At 68.3% G+C, this 18655-nt stretch carries 18 protein-coding genes; 10 read left to right on the top strand and 8 right to left on the bottom strand.

Going from position 1 to position 18655, the window contains the following annotated elements; all coding sequences use genetic code 11:
- Position 1: 1 nt before the first annotated feature.
- From mtrB to hpf, 4 genes are all read left to right on the top strand, one after another.
- The gene (gene mtrB, locus AC6CHX_RS04745; protein ID WP_498271813.1) at positions 2-1684 is read left to right on the top strand and encodes an MtrAB system histidine kinase MtrB; all 1683 of its coding nucleotides are present in this window, start codon (positions 2-4) and stop codon (positions 1682-1684) included.
- Positions 1681-3399 (top strand): LpqB family beta-propeller domain-containing protein, encoded by a 1719-nt coding sequence (locus AC6CHX_RS04740; protein WP_498271812.1) that lies wholly within the window; start codon positions 1681-1683, stop codon positions 3397-3399. The genes mtrB and AC6CHX_RS04740 overlap by 4 nt, the downstream gene beginning before the upstream one ends.
- A gap of 266 nt (positions 3400-3665) precedes the next feature.
- Entirely contained in the window at positions 3666-4145 is a 480-nt protein-coding gene (locus AC6CHX_RS04735) for a ComF family protein (protein ID WP_498271811.1), read from the top strand.
- 135 nt (positions 4146-4280) lie between these two features.
- Complete coding sequence (gene hpf, locus AC6CHX_RS04730) at positions 4281-4937, top strand: ribosome hibernation-promoting factor, HPF/YfiA family (RefSeq protein WP_136043426.1); 657 nt, start codon at positions 4281-4283, stop codon at positions 4935-4937.
- 73 nt (positions 4938-5010) lie between these two features.
- On the opposite strand, the gene AC6CHX_RS04725 is transcribed toward hpf, so the two are convergent.
- Positions 5011-6336 (bottom strand): coiled-coil domain-containing protein, encoded by a 1326-nt coding sequence (locus AC6CHX_RS04725; RefSeq protein WP_136043425.1) that lies wholly within the window; start codon positions 6334-6336, stop codon positions 5011-5013.
- 96 nt (positions 6337-6432) lie between these two features.
- Positions 6433-7053: a PadR family transcriptional regulator gene (locus AC6CHX_RS04720; RefSeq protein ID WP_498271810.1), complete on the bottom strand. Its 621-nt coding sequence runs from the start codon at positions 7051-7053 to the stop codon at positions 6433-6435.
- Between the two features lie 187 nt (positions 7054-7240).
- Between AC6CHX_RS04720 and secA the strand changes: the two genes are divergently transcribed.
- Both secA and AC6CHX_RS04710 read left to right on the top strand, forming a co-directional pair.
- Positions 7241-10039: a preprotein translocase subunit SecA gene (secA, locus tag AC6CHX_RS04715; RefSeq protein ID WP_136043423.1), complete on the top strand. Its 2799-nt coding sequence runs from the start codon at positions 7241-7243 to the stop codon at positions 10037-10039.
- A gap of 65 nt (positions 10040-10104) precedes the next feature.
- Positions 10105-11331, top strand: a complete 1227-nt coding sequence (locus AC6CHX_RS04710) for a pyridoxal phosphate-dependent aminotransferase (RefSeq protein ID WP_136043422.1) — start codon at positions 10105-10107, stop codon at positions 11329-11331.
- On the opposite strand, the gene AC6CHX_RS04705 is transcribed toward AC6CHX_RS04710, so the two are convergent.
- Positions 11255-12502: a CpaE/TadZ family protein gene (locus AC6CHX_RS04705; protein WP_498271809.1), complete on the bottom strand. Its 1248-nt coding sequence runs from the start codon at positions 12500-12502 to the stop codon at positions 11255-11257. The genes AC6CHX_RS04710 and AC6CHX_RS04705 overlap by 77 nt on opposite strands.
- On the bottom strand, positions 12499-13122 hold the full coding sequence (locus AC6CHX_RS04700) for a CpaB family protein (protein ID WP_498271808.1): 624 nt from the start codon (positions 13120-13122) through the stop codon (positions 12499-12501). The genes AC6CHX_RS04705 and AC6CHX_RS04700 overlap by 4 nt, the downstream gene beginning before the upstream one ends.
- 98 nt (positions 13123-13220) lie before the next feature.
- On the opposite strand from AC6CHX_RS04700, the gene AC6CHX_RS04695 reads away from it, so the two are divergent.
- Complete coding sequence (locus tag AC6CHX_RS04695; protein WP_498271807.1) at positions 13221-13499, top strand: helix-turn-helix domain-containing protein; 279 nt, start codon at positions 13221-13223, stop codon at positions 13497-13499.
- Here AC6CHX_RS04695 and AC6CHX_RS04690 read toward each other — a convergent pair.
- Positions 13487-14110, bottom strand: a complete 624-nt coding sequence (locus tag AC6CHX_RS04690; RefSeq protein ID WP_498271806.1) for a hypothetical protein — start codon at positions 14108-14110, stop codon at positions 13487-13489. The two genes, AC6CHX_RS04695 and AC6CHX_RS04690, sit on opposite strands and share 13 nt — an antisense overlap.
- Positions 14111-14239: 129 nt before the next feature.
- On the opposite strand from AC6CHX_RS04690, the gene AC6CHX_RS04685 reads away from it, so the two are divergent.
- Positions 14240-14626 carry an Rv3235 family protein gene (locus AC6CHX_RS04685; RefSeq protein WP_136043417.1) on the top strand — a complete coding sequence of 129 codons (387 nt, stop codon included), beginning with the start codon at positions 14240-14242 and terminating at the stop codon, positions 14624-14626.
- 24 nt (positions 14627-14650) lie between these two features.
- Positions 14651-16135 (top strand): sensor histidine kinase, encoded by a 1485-nt coding sequence (locus AC6CHX_RS04680; protein ID WP_498271805.1) that lies wholly within the window; start codon positions 14651-14653, stop codon positions 16133-16135.
- A gap of 66 nt (positions 16136-16201) precedes the next feature.
- Here AC6CHX_RS04680 and AC6CHX_RS04675 read toward each other — a convergent pair whose 3' ends face one another.
- Positions 16202-16450: a WhiB family transcriptional regulator gene (locus AC6CHX_RS04675; RefSeq protein ID WP_017203224.1), complete on the bottom strand. Its 249-nt coding sequence runs from the start codon at positions 16448-16450 to the stop codon at positions 16202-16204.
- Between the two features lie 228 nt (positions 16451-16678).
- Here AC6CHX_RS04675 and AC6CHX_RS04670 point away from each other — a divergent pair, with 228 nt between their 5' ends.
- The gene (locus AC6CHX_RS04670) at positions 16679-17065 is read left to right on the top strand and encodes a hypothetical protein (RefSeq protein ID WP_136043415.1); all 387 of its coding nucleotides are present in this window, start codon (positions 16679-16681) and stop codon (positions 17063-17065) included.
- A gap of 34 nt (positions 17066-17099) precedes the next feature.
- Here the strand turns inward: AC6CHX_RS04670 and bcp are convergent, their stop codons facing one another.
- Positions 17100-17573, bottom strand: coding sequence for a thioredoxin-dependent thiol peroxidase (bcp, locus tag AC6CHX_RS04665; protein ID WP_136043414.1), 474 nt, complete (start codon positions 17571-17573; stop codon positions 17100-17102).
- Positions 17574-17582: 9 nt separating this feature from the next.
- On the bottom strand, positions 17583-18653 hold the full coding sequence (gene rsgA / locus AC6CHX_RS04660) for a ribosome small subunit-dependent GTPase A (protein ID WP_498271804.1): 1071 nt from the start codon (positions 18651-18653) through the stop codon (positions 17583-17585).
- Between the last annotated feature and the right edge of the window lie 2 nt (positions 18654-18655).

The raw sequence follows: 18655 nt of genomic DNA, 5'->3' as shown, positions 1-18655 counted from the left end.
GATGGCCGCGACGACAGCGACCACCACGACGGTCGCTGTCCTGCGCGACTGGCGCGGCTGGCCGACGATGCTCGGCACCCTGTGGCGACGGTCGCTGCGGTTCCGTACGCTCTCGATCACGCTGCTCGCGACCTCGCTGGCGATCTTCATCACCTGCGTGACGATGGCCCTCGTGATCCAGAACGACCTCTTCATCTCGCGCAAGACCGTCGCTCTCGAAGACGCCCGCCGCGCGGTGGACCAGGCCCAGCGCATCCTCGATGTGGCCGAGGTGGGAGACGACCCCGCTGCGCTCTCGAGTCTCTGGGCCGGCATCCAGGACACCCTGGCCCGCACCTCGAGCACCGATCAGCTCGCCGGCTACAAGATCGACACCGGCGCGGACACCGCGCGACTGAACGGTTTCGAGGCGGGGTTGAACGAGAGTCTGCTGAGCCCGAATCTCCGCGCACGCGTGGTCAAGCTCGACGATCGCCAGGCCTGGCAGTCGGTGGCGCTTCCGGTGGAGGACGGCCCGGCCGTCCCCGGGATCGTCGTGGGGCAGCAGCTGCAGGTGCCAGAAGCCGGGCCGTTCGAGATCTACTTCGCCTACGACCTCGGCGATGCCGATCAGACGCTCGTGTTCGTGCAGCGAACCCTGTGGATCGCCGGGATCGGGCTGGTGGCCATCGTCGCGGCCATCTCCTGGATCGTCCTGCGGGCGGTGTCGTCCCCGATCGTGCAGGCCGCCGAGACGAGCGCGCGACTCGCGGCGGGCGAACTCGGAGTGCGCATCGATGTGCACGGAGAAGACGAGCTGGCCGTGCTCGGTCGATCCTTCAATGCGATGGCCGACAGCATCGAGGCGCAGATCAAGGAGCTCGGCGAGCTGTCGATGGTGCAGCAGCGGTTCGTCTCGGATGTCTCGCACGAGCTTCGCACTCCGCTCACGACCATCCGGCTCGCCGCGGACATGCTCAACGACCAGCGCGAGGAGTTCGATCCCACGACCGCGCGCACCGCCGAACTGCTGCACACACAGGTGCAGCGGTTCGAGACGCTGCTGTCCGACCTCCTGGAGATCAGCCGGTACGACGCGGGGTCGGTGCAGCTCGAGCTGGAGGCGACGAGCCTCGCGCATCTGGCGGAGGACATCATCGATCAGATGCGACCGCTCGCTGACGGGCATGGCACGGAGCTGAGACTGGTCGCCCCCGGGGGATATTCGCCCGTCGACATGGACCCTCGCCGCGTGCGGCGGGTCCTGCGAAATCTGATCGGCAACGCCATCGAACACGGCGAGGGGCGCCCGGTCGTCATCACCATCGACAGCAATCAGCACGCGGTGGCGGCGGGTGTCCGGGACTTCGGTATGGGAATGGAGCCGGAGGACGCGGAGCGGGTGTTCGACCGGTTCTGGCGCGCCGATCCCTCTCGTCAGCGGACGATCGGGGGGACCGGCCTGGGACTGTCCATCGCGCTCGGTGACGCCACGCTGCACGGCGGCACGCTCGCCGTCTGGTCGGAGTGGGGCGTCGGCACGAACTTCGTCCTCACGATTCCCCGTCACGAGGGCGTGCTGGACGGACCGAGCCCGATCCCGATCGAACCGCAGGAGCCGCTCGCAGAACTCGGTGACGCGACGCAGCCGATCTCCCTCACCGACCCTCCCCCCGGACTCTTCGACGAGAGCGACAGGTCATGAATCGAACCGGATGGACGAGGACGCTGCGCGGTGGGGCGGTGGCCCTCGTGGCGCTCCTGCTCACGGCCTGCGCCGGACTTCCGACCAGCGGCGGGGTCTCGGTGGGGCTCGAACTCGGCGAATCCACGCAGGATGTCGACTTCCTTCCCGTGGCCTCCGGGCCGATCAAGGGCGCCGGACCCGAGGAGATCGTCGAGGGTTTCCTCGAAGCGGGGATCACGACGTCCGACAACTGGGCCACGGCGCGGGAGTTCCTCGCTCCCGACCTGCAGCGCACGTGGCGACCGGCGGCAGGGGTGTCCATCGACGTCGGCACCGACACGCGCACGATCACCTCCACCGTTCCGCAGGCGGAGGTCGAGAACGCGGACTCGGCCGACGTCCAGGTCCTGCTCGACCTGGTCGCGAGTGTCGACGACGCGAACACGTACTCGGAAGCACTCGGCGCGTCCACCATGCCGTTCACACTCCAGCGCATGGAGGACGGTGAGTGGCGCATTACGGAGGCGCTCGACGGGATCGTGATCGATGAGCCTCGATTCGAGAACGTCTTCGAGGGCTATCCGCTGCAGTACTTCGACCTCAGCTGGTCGCGCCTTGTGCCTGACATGCGGTGGTTCCCGCGGCGGCAGAGTCCGGCGACGACCGTGACGCAGGCCCTGATCGGTGATGCTCCCAGCGATTGGCTCGACCCGGCCGTGCAGAACGCCTTCCCCGCCGATGTGCAGCTGGCCCAGGATGCCGTCCTCATCACCGGGCAGGTGGCCGACGTCGCGCTCACCCGCCCGGCGGCCGCACTCGACGAGACGACGCTCTCCCGGATGCGCACGCAGTTGCAGGCCACTCTCCGGGCCGCGGGAGTCGCCGTCACCAGGGTGCAGTTCACCGTCGACGGCCACGACGTCGACGCCGGGGTCGTCGACGTCGTGGAGCCGTCGGCGGAGATCGGCACTCTCGTGCTGCAGAACGGCGTGTTCGGTCGGATCGTGGGGGACGAGATCTCCCCGATCGCGGGAATCAGCGACGAGATCGCTGCGATGCCTCAGCCCATCGCGTCGATCGATGTGGCTCTGGACGACTCGATCGCGGCCGTCCAGCTCGGCGACGGGCGGGTGTATCGGGTCGGCGACGGGAGCCGCAACGAGTTCGACGCGCCGCCGGGACTGATCGAGCCGTCCCTCGATCCTTACGGGTACACCTGGACCGTCCCCGAAGGAGACCCGGCGGCCCTTCAGGCGTGGGGGAGCGACATCGCCGCGCACGCGATCGGGAATGCGTGGCCGACGGCATCCGCGGTCTCGGACCTGCGCGTCGCCGGCGACGGCAGCCGGGTGGCCGCGGTGGTCACCGTCGGCAAGCAGCGCTGGGTCGTCGTGGCCGCGGTCGTCCGCGATTCGACGGGACTTCCGGTCGAGCTCGGCGATGCCAAGCAGCTGGTGCAGATCGACGAGCCGGCGACGGGTCTGGTGTGGTTGGGGCCGGACCGGCTCGGTGTGCTGGTGGATCCGGTGAGCCCCCGGCTCATCACCCAGACGGTGGGCGGCCCCGGCACGTCGGAGGCGGCTCCGGGAGATTCCGTCTCGGCCGCGGGTGCGCGGACCGCTGCCGGTGTCCGCATCCTCGGCGCGGGCGGACAGTTGTTCGCACACGCGGGGTCGGCGTGGCGCGAGGTCGCGTCCGACATCTCGGTGCTCGCCACTCGGGTCGGGGAGTGACTCCTCCTGCACGGCAGGGGTAGTCATCCCCGTTGTCGGTGGCAGCGGCGGTAGCGGCGGCGTCATCGGTGGAGTCGAGCGCACGGCGTCAGAATCGTCAGATGCAGCGATCCTCCCTTCTTCCCGGTGTCGGCGCGGAGCTGGCGGCTTTCCTGCTGGCGGCGACATGCGCAGGGTGCGATGAACCGGGGACGCTGTTGTGTTCCCGGTGCCGCGGCGACCTGACGCCGCGTCCGCGATCGTCGGTGACCCCGGGAGGACTGCCGGTGCACGCAGCTCTCGAGTTCGGCGGAGTCGCGGCCCGCTGCATCCGTCGGCTCAAGGGCGAGGGCGATACCTTTCTCGCCCGTCCGCTCGCCGCGGCGCTCGCGACGGTGCTCTCCCCGCTCGTGACGCCGATGACCTGGATCGTTCCGGTCCCCACCACGCGGAGGGCGTTCCGCCGCCGCGGCTATCGAGTGCCCGAGCTGCTGATCCGTCGCGCGCGCGCCGAACCGCGACCGGTGCTGTCGGTCGCCGCCACCGGCATCGATCAGCGTGGCCTGGGCGCGCGAGAGCGTGAGGAGAACGTCCGTGGCGCGATGCGTGCGCGGCGCCGGGGGGCGGGCGCCGAGGCCGTGATCGTCGACGACGTGGTCACGACCGGCGCGACGCTCGATGAAGCATCCCGCGTTCTCGAAGCGGCCGGCTTCCGCACCGTGGCGGCTGTCGCGCTCGCCGCCACGCCGCGTCGATCGGGATTCTGAGGGACCTCATCGAGAATGCACCGCCGACACAGGGGCGCAACCCCGTGACATCCGTCGGCGGTCGGACTACGGTGGGGTGACACAAGGCGACCACGGTCCGCCCTTGGCCGGGAGGACCGGGACAAGGAGGCAGCAATGGAAACAAGCATCGTAGGCGTCGGAGTGGGTATCACCGATCGCTTCCGAACCGTTGTCGAAGAGAAGATCGCCAAGGTCCAGATGTTCGCGTCGCGGGCGCAACGACTGGATGTCAAAGTCACCCACCGCGTGTATCGCAACGGCCGCATCCCGGACGAGACCGTCGAGCTGACGCTGGTCGGCAAGGGGCCCGTCGTCCGCGCGGAGGCGACGGACGGTGACAAGTTCGTGGCTCTCGACCTCGCCATCGACAAGATGTCCGAGCAGCTTCGTCGCGCGAAGGAGAAGCGTGTCGACGGCCGACAGCACCCGCGCGGCGCTCACTTCGAGAAGGGCAGCGGCTCGCTGGAGGGCATCGACGTCCAGCCGGCATCCGTCGATGTGCTCCATGCCGTCGCGACGGGCAGCGTCCCCGTGCAGCAGTCGGAGGAAGAGAGCTACTCGCCGGTCGTCATCCGCACGAAGAGCTTCGACGCCGAGTGGATGACCGTGGAAGAGGCGGTCGATCGGATGGAATTGGTCGGGCACGACTTCTTCCTGTTCGTCGACGTCCGCACCGACCACCCGAGCGTCGTCTACCGGCGCAAGGGTTGGGACTACGGTGTGATCGCGTTGAGCACGCAGGCTCCGCCCTCTGAGGCTCTCGCGTCCTGACAGAGTTGCAGAACGGCCCGGTCCCTCGAGGGGCCGGGCCGTTCTGGCGTCGTGGTGCCGCGGGCGTCGATCGTCAGTCGAAGATTCCGTCGAGGAGGCTTCCGATCACGAGGCCACCGAGGATGCCGGATGCGATGTCGCCGCCCCCACCGCCGCGCCGCGGTCCGCCTCCCCAACCGCCACCGCCGCCCCAGTCCTGATCCCGAGGACGGGAAGAGTCGATGTCGCGCTGGGCGAGCTGGAGCGCCTCGGAGGCGAGATGCGCGACGCGACGAGCCTGCACGAGGGCCGCTTCGCGTGTGTCTTCCGCCGGAAGGAGGTCGGAGACATCGACGCGGAGTCGCTCCGCCTCGGCGAGGCGCGTGCGCGCATCGGCGCCGATCCACCCGCGATGGCCGGCGATGAGACCGCGGGCGACGCCGAGCTGACGGTCGGCGTCATCGATCGCGTGCTGCACCTGCGCGATGCTCGGGAGCGGGTTCTCGGCGCGGTGGCGGGCTTTGGCGATGGCTTCGTCGAGCGCGGAGTTGGCGTCGCGCAACTGGGAGAGCTCGGCGAACGGGTCGTTGGGCTGGCCGGACGGGGTGAGGGCGGCGAGAGCGGCCTGGAGCGCGGCGACGGCTTCTGCGACGGCGGGTACCGCGGGCGCGTTGCGTGCGGCGATGAGGTCGCCGCGGGAGTCGGCCACGACTTCGGCGAGGGTGGACTCCGCGCGGAGCGCCTCGATCTCGAAGTCCTCGACCGCATCGAGGAGCGCGGATGCGCGCCGCGTGGCCTCGGTGGCCGTTTCGAGGGCGACGTTCGCCTCTTCGTTCTGCTTGGCCGCACGACGGCGCTCGGAGATGTCGGCGCTGTGGGTGGCGAAGCGGATGAGCTGCTCGGCCTCGGCCGCGCTGGCCGTGATCTGGTGCATCGCGGAGTCTGCGTAGCGAGCCGAGAGGCGTGCGACGGCTTCGTTGGTCTGGGGGATGCGTGTGCTGAGCTCGGCGGCGTCCGCCCGCACCTGCGCGATGATCTCGGGTGCGCGGCGCACCTTGGCCACGGATTCTGCGAGGACGGAGGTCTTCTCGTCGAGAAGGTCTTGAGCCCAGTCGCACAGCTGCAGGATGCGCGCGTTCCGGGTGCGCAGCTCCTCGGCCGTGTCGGGGATCTCATCATGGTTCAGCTGGTGCAGTTGGAACGCCTCGCGCAGGTGGGTGCGCACCGCGGTGAGAGCCTTGCGCAGATCGGCGGTCAGCGACTCACCGAGCTCGGCCTCGGCGAAGGAGAGCTCGTCCGACGTCGTGCGGATCCGCTCGTCCGCGCCGACCAGTGCCTGCTCGGCGCGACGCGCCAGATCGGCGTCCTGTGCGGCGAGCTCTTCCTGTTCGCGTTTGCGTCTGCCCCAAAATCCAGCCATGGATCGATCCTAGTTTCTTGGGCACCGACGGTGGCTGAGCATCCGCTTCAGGCCGGCGCTGTTCGCTCAGGGCACGTCACGCGGCCGTCTCGTCGCTCACAGCGAGGGTGCGGCACCCGCGAGTGCGGTTCCGGTCTTCGCGGGCCGCCCGCGCTTGGGCCGCTCGGTCGCGAGTTCGAGCGCCATCGCGTGTCCCGGGTGCAGGGCGAGACGTTGTGCCGCGTGGTCGAGCCACCGCACCTCGGCCTCAGCGGCGAAGATCATCGAATCGACGACCAGGGCCCAGGAGAGCTCCTCCGGACCGTCCGCGTCACCGCCGGCGTACTTCGCGCGCTGCAGCGACTGCAGTTGACGCAGTGAGGCCGTGCGCTGCGATTCGATGACCGCCGCGACGTCGACTCCAGGCATCGTCGCCGCGACCGCGAGCTTGATCGCGAGCTCATCCCGCGTCGCCTGCGTCCGCACCACGGGGGAGGAGAGCCAGTGGGCGACCTCGGCGGAGCCGGCATCGGTGATCTGCCAGTACACGTGACCATGCTCGTCGGCGTCGCCCCGCTCCACGAGAGCGTCACGCTCGAGCCTCTCGAGGGTGTTGTAGATCTGTCCGACGTTCAGTGGCCAGGTGGAGCCGGTGCGTCGGTCGAACTCGTGCCGCAGCTGGTAGCCGTAACAGGGGCCCTGATCGAGGATCGCGAGCAGGCTCTGACGTACCGACATGGTGTGCTCCCTGATTGTGGCTCGAATGCGTTACCGAGTATATGCATACTCGGTAACCATCCGAATCCTCGTGCGCGAGTCCCGTGCAGGCGACGTGCAGGTCACAGACCGGTAACATGGCAAAGTATGCCTGGCGTCGGGTTCACCGATGGCCGGCGATTTACCCACTGACAGGGAGATGACATCCGTGGCCAATCCTCTTGAGAAGCTGCTGCGCGCTGGCGAGGGGCGGGTCATCCGCCGCCTGAATCAGGTCGTCAAGGCAGTGGGAGCGCTGGAAGAGGACATCTCCAAGCTCACCGACGACGAGCTGCGCAACGAGACCGTCGAGCTGCGCGCGCGCTTCGAGAAGGGCGAGACCCTCGACCAGCTCATGCCCGAGGCGTTCGCCGCGGTGCGTGAGGCTGCCAAGCGCACCCTCGGCATGCGCGCCTACGACGTGCAGGTCATGGGCGGCGCAGCCCTCCACCTCGGCAACATCGCCGAGATGAAGACCGGTGAGGGCAAGACACTCGTCGCGACTCTGCCCGCGTACCTGAACGCGATCGCCGGCAAGGGCGTGCACGTCATCACGGTCAACGACTTCCTCGCGAGCTACCAGGCCGAGCTGATGGGGCGTGTGTTCCGGGCCCTCGGCATGACCACGGGCATCATCGTCTCCGGACAGACCCCCGCGGTGCGTCGCGAGCAGTACGCGGCCGACATCACGTACGGCACGAACAACGAGTTCGGCTTCGACTACCTGCGCGACAACATGGCCTGGCGCAAGGAAGACCTCGTCCAGCGCGAGCACTTCTTCGCGATCGTCGACGAGGTCGACTCGATCCTCATCGACGAGGCGCGCACGCCGCTCATCATCTCGGGCCCCTCCTCGGGGGAGGCCAACCGCTGGTTCGCCGAGTTCGCGAAGATCGCCCGCACCCTCGAGGTCGGCGTGGACTACGAGGTCGACGAGAAGAAGCGCACCGTCGGCGTGCTCGAGCCCGGTATCGAGAAGGTCGAGGACTACCTCGGCATCGACAACCTGTACGAGTCGGCCAACACTCCGCTCATCTCCTTCCTCAACAACTCGATCAAGGCGCTCGCCCTGTTCAAGAAGGACACCGACTACGTCGTCATGAACGACGAGGTCATGATCGTCGACGAGCACACGGGCCGAATCCTGGTCGGACGCCGCTACAACGAGGGCATCCACCAGGCGATCGAGGCCAAGGAGGGTGTGCCGGTCAAGGCCGAGAACCAGACTCTCGCGACGGTCACGCTGCAGAACTACTTCCGTCTCTACGACAAGCTCGCCGGCATGACGGGTACGGCCGAGACCGAGGCCGCGGAGTTCATGTCGACCTACAAGCTCGGTGTCATCCCGATCCCGACGAACCGGCCGATGATCCGCAAGGACCAGTCGGACCTCGTCTACAAGAACGAGACGGCGAAGTTCGAGCAGGTCGTCGAGGACATCGCCGAGCGCCATGCCGCCGGGCAGCCGGTGCTGGTCGGAACCGTGAGCGTCGAGAAGAGCGAGTACCTGTCGCGTCTGCTCGCGAAGAAGGGCGTCAAGCACGAGGTCCTCAACGCGAAGAACCACGCGCGTGAGGCCGAGATCGTCGCCCGTGCCGGCCGCCTGGGGGCGGTCACGGTCGCCACGAACATGGCCGGTCGAGGCACCGACATCATGCTCGGCGGAAACGCCGAGTTCCTCGCGGTCCAGGAACTCAAGGGCAAGGGGCTCGACCCCGTCGAGACGCCCGAGGAGTACGAGGTCGCGTGGGACGAGACCTACGAGGCGATGAAAGCCGTCGTCGCAGAGGAAGCCGAGAAGGTCATCGAGGCCGGGGGTCTCTACGTTCTGGGCACCGAACGTCACGAGTCGCGTCGCATCGACAACCAGCTCCGTGGTCGTTCCGGGCGTCAGGGCGATCCCGGCGAGAGCCGCTTCTACCTGAGCCTCACCGACGACCTGATGCGTCTGTTCCAGTCGGGTGCTGCCGAGGCGATCCTCGCCCGCACGAACTTCCCGGACGATGTTCCGATCGAGTCGGGACTCGTATCCCGCGCGATCCGCAGCGCCCAGTCCCAGGTCGAGTCGCGCAACGCCGAGATGCGCAAGAACGTCCTCAAGTACGACGATGTCCTGAACCGTCAGCGCGAGGCCATCTACGCCGACCGTCGCCACATCCTGCAGGGCGATGACATCGCCGACCGCGTCCAGCACTTCATCGAGGATGCGATCAGCGGCGTGGTCCGCGACCACACCGGCGAGGGCCACAATGAGAGCTGGGACTTCGACGCGCTCTGGACCGAACTCAAGACGCTCTACCCGGTGGGCGTGACGATCGACGAGGTCGTCTCGGAGGCAGCGGGGCGCAAGGGCGGCATCACGGCAGACGGACTCACCCGCGAGCTGCTCTCCGACGCGAAGATCGCGTACGAGGCGCGCGAGGAGGCGCTCGGCGAGGCGGCGACGCGTGAACTGGAGCGTCGCGTGGTGCTCCAGGTGCTCGACCGCCGCTGGCGCGACCACCTCTACGAGATGGACTACCTCAAGGACGGCATCGGGCTGCGCGCGATGGCTCAGCGAGATCCACTCATCGAGTACCAGCGCGAGGGCTACGCGATGTTCCAGTCGATGATGGGCCAGATCAAGGAGGAATCCGTCGGATACCTCTACAACCTCGAAGTCGAGGTGCGGCGTGCCGGCGACTCCCAGACCGCCGAGGTCGAGGCCAAGGGTCTCGCCACAGACGGGGGAGAGCAGCGTCTCGAGTACTCCGCGGCGAACGACGCAGGCGAGGTCGAGGTCCGCAACGACCGTGGTCAGGTCCAGCAGGCGGCGACCGATCGTGTCCGTCAGGCGGCGGCTCGCGCTCAGGCCCCGCAGGCCGAGCCGGAAGAGGCACCGCGAGGCGCCTTCGGCCAGCGCACGGATGCCGAGGCTCCGGCCGGCAACCGTGAGCAGCGTCGCGCCCAGGGCAAGAAGAAGAAGTAGCTCCAGCGCAGAGGAGGGCCAGTCCACGTGGATTGGCCCTCCTTTCGTCGCTGTAGGCTTGGCCGATGACCCCAACGCGCAACTTCGACCAGTCGTCGAAGCTCAAGAACGTCCTGTACGAGATCCGCGGAAACGCCCTCGTCGAGGCGGCGCGTCTGGAGGCCGAGGGCCACAAGATCCTCAAGCTGAACACCGGGAATCCCGCGATCTTCGGCTTCGACGCTCCCCACCAGATCGTGCATGACATGCTCGCGGCTCTTCCATCCGCGCACGGTTACAGCGACAGCAAGGGCATCATCTCGGCCCGCCGTGCGGTCGTGAGCCGCTACGAGCAGATCGAGGGCTTCCCTCGTTTCGACCCGGATGACGTCTATCTCGGCAACGGGGTCTCCGAGCTCATCACCATGACCATGCAGGCGCTGCTCGACGAGGGCGACGAGGTGCTCATCCCTGCACCGGACTATCCGCTGTGGACGGCGATGACCAGCCTCGCAGGCGGTACGCCCGTGCATTATCTGTGCGACGAGGATGACGAGTGGCAGCCCGACCTCGAGGACATCCGCTCGAAGATCACGCCGCGCACCAAGGCTCTCGTGATCATCAACCCGAACAACCCCACCGGCGTCGTGTACTCGCGCAAGATCCTCGAAGGGCTCGTGCAGATCGCTCGGGAACATGAGCTGCTGCTCCTGTCGGATGAGATCTACGATCGCATTCTGTTCGACGGTGCCGTACACATCCCGACCGCGACGCTCGCCCCCGATCTGCTGTGCCTGACGTTCAACGGGTTGTCCAAGACCTACCGAGTCGCGGGCTATCGATCGGGTTGGATGGTCATCACGGGTCCGCAGGGCCACGCCAAGGGATTCCTCGAGGGGATCACGTTGCTGGCGTCGACACGACTGTGCCCGAACGTGCCCGCCCAGCACGCGGTGCAGGCGGCGCTCTCTGGCGTGCAGTCCATCGACGCGCTGATCGCCCCGACCGGTCGACTGCACGAGCAGCGCGACATCGCGTGGGAGGGGCTCGAGTCGATTCCGGGGGTCTCGTGCGTCAAACCGCAGGGGGCGCTGTACGCCTTCCCTCGGCTCGACCCGAACGTGCACGAGATCAGAGACGATGCTCGCCTGGTCTACGATCTGCTCGTCTCGGAGCACATCCTCCTGGTGCAGGGGACCGGTTTCAACTGGGCGACTCCGGACCACCTCCGGCTCGTCACGCTCCCCGAGCCCCGAGTACTGAGCGAAGCCGTCGAGCGACTCGGGAACTTCCTCGCAAGCTACCGTCAGTAGCGGGCTCCGCAGCGGCGGGAGACAGAGCCGCCGCGAGTCCTCGGATACCCGCCACGAGTGTCGAACGCGGTGTGACATCCGTGATCGGACGGGCGTGCAGCAACGCGGCATCGGCAGCACGCTGGTCGAACGGGAGGAACGTGACCTCCGTGATGCCGGCGAACCGCTCGAGCGTGCGCCGCACCTGCCCGCGGGCGTCGATCCCGAGCGGCCCCGGGCGCACCTGATTGATGACGACCGACACCGGCGTCGGTGCGGTGAGACGCCGGACTTCCGCGTAGTCCCGGAGGAAGCGGCTGATCCCCAGTGGGTCCGCTGCTGCCACGGCGACGATCAGATCCGCTTCGCTCAGCGTCGCCGTCGTCGCGGCGTGGCGGCGGGGTCCGGCGATGTCGAAGGTCACCTCATCGTCCGCGTCGAAGGCTCCAGCCACATCGACGACCGTCTCTTCCATCCATGCACGGCAGGCGCTCAACGCCATTCGAAGGCGCGCCGAACCCAGCTCGGGCCACCGGCTCGGGCGGTTTATGCCGGCGAGCACTTCGACGGCCTCGCCGCTGCCGCTCTGCAACGTCGTGGCGAGCCGCGTCAACTCCGTCGAGTCGAGGGCGCCGCGCTCGGCGCGACGGCAGGCAGCCGCGATGCCGGGTGCGTCGTCGCTGAGCCCCAGCCGCAGCGCGAGCGATGGAGCCACGGTGTCGGCATCGACGAGAGCGACGCTGCGCCCGGATCGCGCGAGCTCCACGGCGAGTTCGACGGCGATCGTGGAACGCCCCGGTGCCCCGTGCGGCCCCCACACGGCGATGATGCGGTGCGGAGGGAGTGACCGTCGTGCGGGCTCGGGGGAGACGTCGGCACCCAGCGCCGCCGCGACTTCCCAGCCGGCTGCTTCGGGAGGCAGAGCGGCGGATAATCCGAGCCGCCCGAGCAGTCGGCTGTCGGCACCTCCGAGCGGGAGGATGCGGACCCCCGCTCGGTCGCAGGTGGACACCAGCTCGGCCGACAGCACTGCGCGCGCGGCGGTGACGATGATCGCCTCTGCATCGCGTGGAAGGTCGATCTCGCCGGTGGGCACCGGGAGCACGGCGAGGACCCGGATTCCCTCGAGCTCCAGTTCCGCGGCCAGCTCACTGGCGCGGGGCTCCGGGATCGCCACGACGACAGCTGTCACGAGCCGGCGCCGACCGGGAGGACGGAGAGCGATGCCCCTCCGGTGATGGCGGCGAGCACATCGGCCGCATCGCTCGTGTCGATCACGAGTTCGAGCCGGGCCGACACGGCGTCGGCAAGCATGCCGTCGGGCTCGATCACGTCGCGGACGGTCACATCGGTGACGAGGATTCGTGGAGCGTCGTAGGTGCGACCGTCGTCGAGCAGAGCCGCGGACCAGACGTCGACGACCGTCCCGGCCTGTACTTCTCCGGGGATTCCGGTGCTGCTCTCGATCACGATGGTGGTGCTGCGGGTCTGATCGGCATCCGCCAGTGCGGTCGCCGGCAGGATCTCACCCTTCGTGAGCGTGCGCGCGGCGATCTGACCGGGCTGCAGATCTTCGGGTCCGAGGTAGTCCTCGGCAGACAGCCCCAGCCCCACCTCGATCACCTGGAAATCACCGGATGTCAGGGGCTCGCCCTGCACGATCGTGCGATCGGCTCGGAGCACCGGCCGCGCATGGTCGGATGCGGTGATGATGAGCCAGACCGCGGTGATGGAGAGCGCCACCAGGGCGATGCCGATGAGGAATCGGGTGTCGCCCCAGAACGCGCGCCGAGGGCGGGGATGGGTAGCCATGGCGATATCGTCACAGAAATCCCGGACCGGCACCGCCGGTTATCCACAGGACAGCAGAGCGCCGGATCCCCCGCGATGCCGTCATGGAGAATGGGGGGATGGCACCCCCGACCCGGCCCGCGTCGCGATTCCTCGCCCCTGCGCAGGTGGCTGAACTCCTGAGCATCGGTGTGGACGAGGTGATCGCTCTTCTCCACGAAGGAAGGCTCCGCGGCGCACAGCTCGGGTCGCCTCCCCGCTGGCGGGTGGAGGAGTCGTGTCTCGAGGGCTACCTGGCGGAGGAATCGGAGATCGCCCGCCGTATGGCGTTGTGGAGACAGTCGCAGATCGCGAGCTTCCCCGAGGTCTGGGGTACCTCCTCGGCTCACCGCAACTGATCTCCGGGTGTGCGTACGGCGACGAGTGTCGAGAACGGGATTATGCGGAAGCCGCGCACAGCTCCGGCGAGACGCGCCTGCCCCGAATCGTGCAGCGCCAGATCGAGGTGATCCGCCGCCGCGCGGTCGATCGTGCCGTGCACATCGTCGCCGACGCGCACGCTGATGTGAACGGGGATCCGCCGTCGAGCGAGATCCCGCAGGACGAATCCGAGCGTCATCCGCTCGCGAAGCGGGTGCGGCTCGGTCGCAGAGTCATCGAGGCTCGCCAGGACCGTGCCGTGATCGGTCGTGATGCCGGCCACGGCGTGCAGGGGGAGGATCAGCGCCGATGCTGTCGTGCCCGACGCGTGCGGGGCGCCGCCGACATCGCGTGAGGCCACGGCGAGCCAGTCCGCTCCGAGTGCCTGGAGCGTGACAGGCAGCCGTCGTCCGTGCACGAGGTCGATCGTCGCGTCGGTGCCGGTGCTGCACAACGTCCGGAGGCGGGCGCGCAGGTCCAGTTTCGCGATCCGCAGTCGCTCGGACTCGGCGTCGAGCACGGCACGCTCGGCCTCCCAGTCCGACGCGAGCTGGCCTTCGAGGTCTTCGAACAGACGGTCCCAGTGCACCCGACAGAGCGTAGGCGACGGCCAGGTGCCACGTACGAGTTATCCACATACTTCCTCGAAACGGCACCCTCGCCGGGCGCCGCGGTGCTGTACTGACGAACTTCAGACCTCCCCGACCGAGAGTTCGACATGATGCCTCACGAGTACTTCGCCGCCCAGCCCACACCGACCAGCGAGCTTCCCGACCCCGCGCCACTTCTGCGCAGCCTCACCACCGGCGTCCTCGAGGCGCTCGCCGGGGTCAGGGAGGTCGAGCAGCTCGCCCGGTGGTTCAGCGAGGACGCATATCGGAGTCTGGTCACCAGGGCCAACCTCTCGGCGAGGGCTCGCAGTGCGCGGGGTGTCGCCCCTGCACGACCGACATTCGCGATCAGATCGCTGCGAGTGGCCGAGCCGACCGACGGCGTGATCGAGGCCGTCGTCGTGGTGGCGGGGCCGGGCCGCACGCGTGCGGTCGCGATCCGTCTCGACGGCATCGATCGGCGTTGGCGCGCGACCTCCTTGGCGGTGCTCTGAGGGATCTCACCGTAGGCTGGTCTGGTGTCAACCCTCAGCGACCTCGCCCATGCCCAGGGCCTCCTGACCGACAGCGACGTCGAGTGGCTGCACCGACTCGCCGGCGACGGGCAGCTCCTCGCCGATCTCGCGTCGGCGGACATCGTCATCTGGATCCAGACGGAGGACGGTACCTTCATCGCGGTCGCCCATGCGCGACCGAGCGGTGCGGCGACGCTGTTCTACCGCGACATCGTCGGTGAGCGGGTGCGACCGCAGTGGCGCACGCAGGTCCAGGGCGCCTTCGAGTCGGCCGAGATCGTCGACTCGTCGTCCCCGGACTGGTTCGAAGAGACCCCCACCCGGGTGCGCGCCGTGCCGATCGTGAGTGAACGACGCAGCGCGGACGCGGGAGCCACAGTGATCGGCGTGGTGACCAGACACACCAACCTGGGCGAGTTGCGCACTCCGTCTCGCCAGCAGATCACGTTCGACGAGTGTGCGAACGACCTCTTCCGGATGATCGCGGACGGCAGCTTCCCCGACCTCACCGCTCCGACCTCGCCTCGCCGTGGCGCTCCGCGCGCGTCGGACGGCCTCATCCGGATCGACGTCGACGGGATCAGCACGTTCGCCAGCCCGAACGCCCTGTCGGCCTTCAACCGCATGGGGTTCGATGACGAGCTCGAGGGGGAGTCCCTCGCCGAGGTCACCACCAGACTCGTGCCGCCCTCCAGACAGGTCGACGAATCCCTGCCTGTCGTGGTGACCGGTCGCGCTCCGTGGCGCACCGACATCGAGGCGCGCGGCGTGACGGTGTCGTTGCGTGCGATCCCGTTGAAGGACCATGGAACGCGAATCGGCGCGATCGTGCTCTGCCGCGACGTATCGGAGCTGCGCCATCAGGAGCAGGAGCTCATCACCAAGGATGCGACGATCCGCGAGATCCACCACCGCGTGAAGAACAACCTCCAGACGGTGGCGTCGCTTCTGCGGATCCAGGCGCGGCGGACGCACTCCGACGAAGCCCGCGATGCCCTCACGCAGGCCATGCGCCGCGTCGATGCGATCGCTGTCGTGCACGACACGCTGGCTCAGGGGCTGACGCAGAAGGTCGACTTCGACGAGGTCTTCCATCGCGTGCTCAAGCTGGTCGCCGAGGTCGCCTCGGCACCGAACACGCGCGCTCGCACGCAGTCGACCGGGCGGTTCGGGGTGCTCCCGAGCGAGTATGCGACACCTCTCGCCCTCGCCCTCACCGAGGTCGTCACGAACGCCGTCGAGCACGGCCTCGCGGGCCAGGAGGGCATCGTGACCATCGATGCCGCGCGGACCGAGGAGAACCTCCGCGTGACCGTGCGCGACACCGGTCTCGGTCTCCCCGAGGGGCGGATCGGTCAGGGCCTCGGCACTCAGATCATCCGCACGCTCATCCAGGGGGAGCTGGGCGGCACCATCGAATGGCATGGAAGCGATGGCGAGGGCACCGAGGTGGTCATCGACATCCCCCTGCGCTGGCTCGACCGCTGATCCGGCCGAAGCCGAGGCAGACGAAAGCGGCCTGAGAACGTGATCCCAGGCCGCTTTCGTGCAGGTTCAGGAGGCGCGGCGGGCGCGTGCGGCGCGACGCTTCAGAGCACGGCGCTCGTCTTCGGAGAGTCCGCCCCAGACGCCGGAGTCCTGACTGGTCTCCAGTGCGTACTGCAGACAGATCTCCGTGACCGTGCAGGTGGCGCAGACGGTCTTCGCCTTCTCGATCTGATCGACGGCCGGGCCGGTGTTCCCCACGGGGAAGAACAGCTCGGGGTCTACAGTCAGGCAGGCGGCCTTATCGCGCCAGTCCATGGGGGCTCCTCGGTGTGGATTTCAAGAGATGTCGCGATGCGACCTCTCGGATTCGGGTAGCAGTTCGGGTTCGGCTACCCTGGTGATGTGCGGACGGATGCCCGCGATTTGTGATGCGAGCGTGATTGCTCGCCCCACGCCGCTGTGGGAGCACATGACTTTCTCTATTCTGTTACATGAAAACCCCGAAATCAAGGGTTTTCTCCGCTTCAATGCTTAGGAGATGCTGTGCGCGCACCGGGGATCGCACTCGCGGCAGCGGCGGTGCTCGCCGCCGAAGCTGCGGCGCTCATCGTGTTCGCAGTGATCGAACTGGTGGGCCTCGGTGCCGGCGACGCGGCCTCGCTGCCGACCGCCGTGGCGCTGATCGCACTCACGCTCGTCGGAGCAGCCGCCCTCGTTGCCTTCTCCATCGGCACCCGGGTCGGCAAGTCATGGGCGCGATCCGGAGGAGTGGTGTTCCAGGTGCTCGCGATCGCCCTCGCGTTGGCCTCCCTCACGCTGCAGCCGGTGTCGTGGGCTTTCACCGTCGGGGTCGGACTCCCCGGGCTGGTGGGCTTTGTGCTGCTGATCTCGAGCGCACGACGCGAGGGCGAGCAGCGCGCGGCCGAGTGACCTCCGCGCGCCCGCTGCGCTCCGGGCCGACGGGTCAGGCGTCGATGCCGAGCTGCTTGCGCAGCCGTGCCACGTGACCTGTGGCCTTCACGTTGTACTGCGCGAGAGTGATCTTTCCGTCCTCGTCGAGGACGAAGGTGGAGCGGATGACACCCTCGACGAGCTTGCCGTAGTTCATCTTCTCGCCCCACGCGCCGTAGGCGGTGTGGGTCGCGTGGTCGGGGTCGCTCAGCAGCGGGAAGGTGAGGCCGTCGCGTTCGCGGAACTTCGTGAGCGTGTCCGGCTCATCACGCGAGATGCCGATGACCCGGTAGCCGGCGCCCTGGAGCGACGAGATGCTGTCGCGGAAGTCGCAGGCCTCGGTGGTGCAGCCCGGCGTCATCGCGGCGGGATAGAAGTACAGCACCGTCTTCTGGCCGCGCAGATCGGCGAGGCGAACGGTCTTCCCGTCCTGGTCGAGGAGGGAGAAGTCAGGGGCTGCGGTTCCGGGTTCCAGGCGCTGAGTCACCCCTCCAGCCTAACGGCCGGGGGCCTGCTCCGCCTTGTCCGCGAACGTCTGGAGCAGTCGCTGCAGAGAATCGAGTCGCGCCCGGCCGGTCTCGCCCAGGTCGCCCCGCTCCGCCGCTTCGATGAGTGCGCAGTCCGGGGCATCCGCGAGGTGCGTGCACCCGCGAGGGCAGTCCTGAGCGATCACGGCGAGTTCGGTGAACGCGGCCAGGATGTTGGCGGGGTCGACGTGACCGAGACCGAACGAACGGACGCCGGGGGTGTCGATCACCCAGCCCGTGCCCGCCGGTCCCTCGTAACGCAGCGAGACGGTCGAGGAGGAGGTGTGGCGGCCGCGTCCGGTGACCTGGTTCACGTGTCCGGTGGCGCGCAGAGCCGTGGGCACGAGCGCGTTGACGAGCGTGGACTTGCCGACGCCCGAGTGTCCGACGAAGACCGTGGAGTGTCCGACGAGCGCTTCGCCGATCTCCTCGACGGGCATCTCGTCCTGCGCACTGGTGAACACCCGCAGGTCGAGGCCGTCGAAGTGGGTGAGGAACTCCGTCGGATCGGCGATGTCGGTCTTCGTGACGACCAGGAGAGGACGAATGCCCGCATCCAGCGCTGCGACGAGGTATCGGTCGACCAGCCGGGCCCGCGGCTCGGGGTCGGCCGCGGCGACGACGACGAGCATCTGATCGGCGTTGGCGACGATGACGCGCTCGACCTGGTCGGTGTCGTCGGCACTGCGTCGCAGAAGCGAGGTGCGCTCGACGATGCCGACGATGCGGGCGAGCGTTCCCTCGTCGCCCGAGGTGTCGCCGACCACGCGCGCCTGATCGCCCGTGACGATGGGCATGCGTCGCAGCTCTCGCGCCCTGGTGGTCGTGATCATGCGTTCCTCGGCCGTGTCCTCGCCGAGAAGCACCGAATACCGACCGCGGTCGACACCGAGCACCCTGCCCACCTGGGCATCCTCGTGCGCGGGACGGCGCTTGGTGCGCGGGCGGTTCGCCTTGGGGTTCGGTCGCGTCCGGATGCTGCTCTCGTCGAAGTCCTCGAAGTCGTCATCGAGGTCGTCGCTATCGTCGAGCCAGCTCACCA

The organism is Microbacterium sp. GQ128, assembly GCF_059758615.1.
This window is presented reverse-complemented; position numbering and strand designations above follow the sequence as displayed.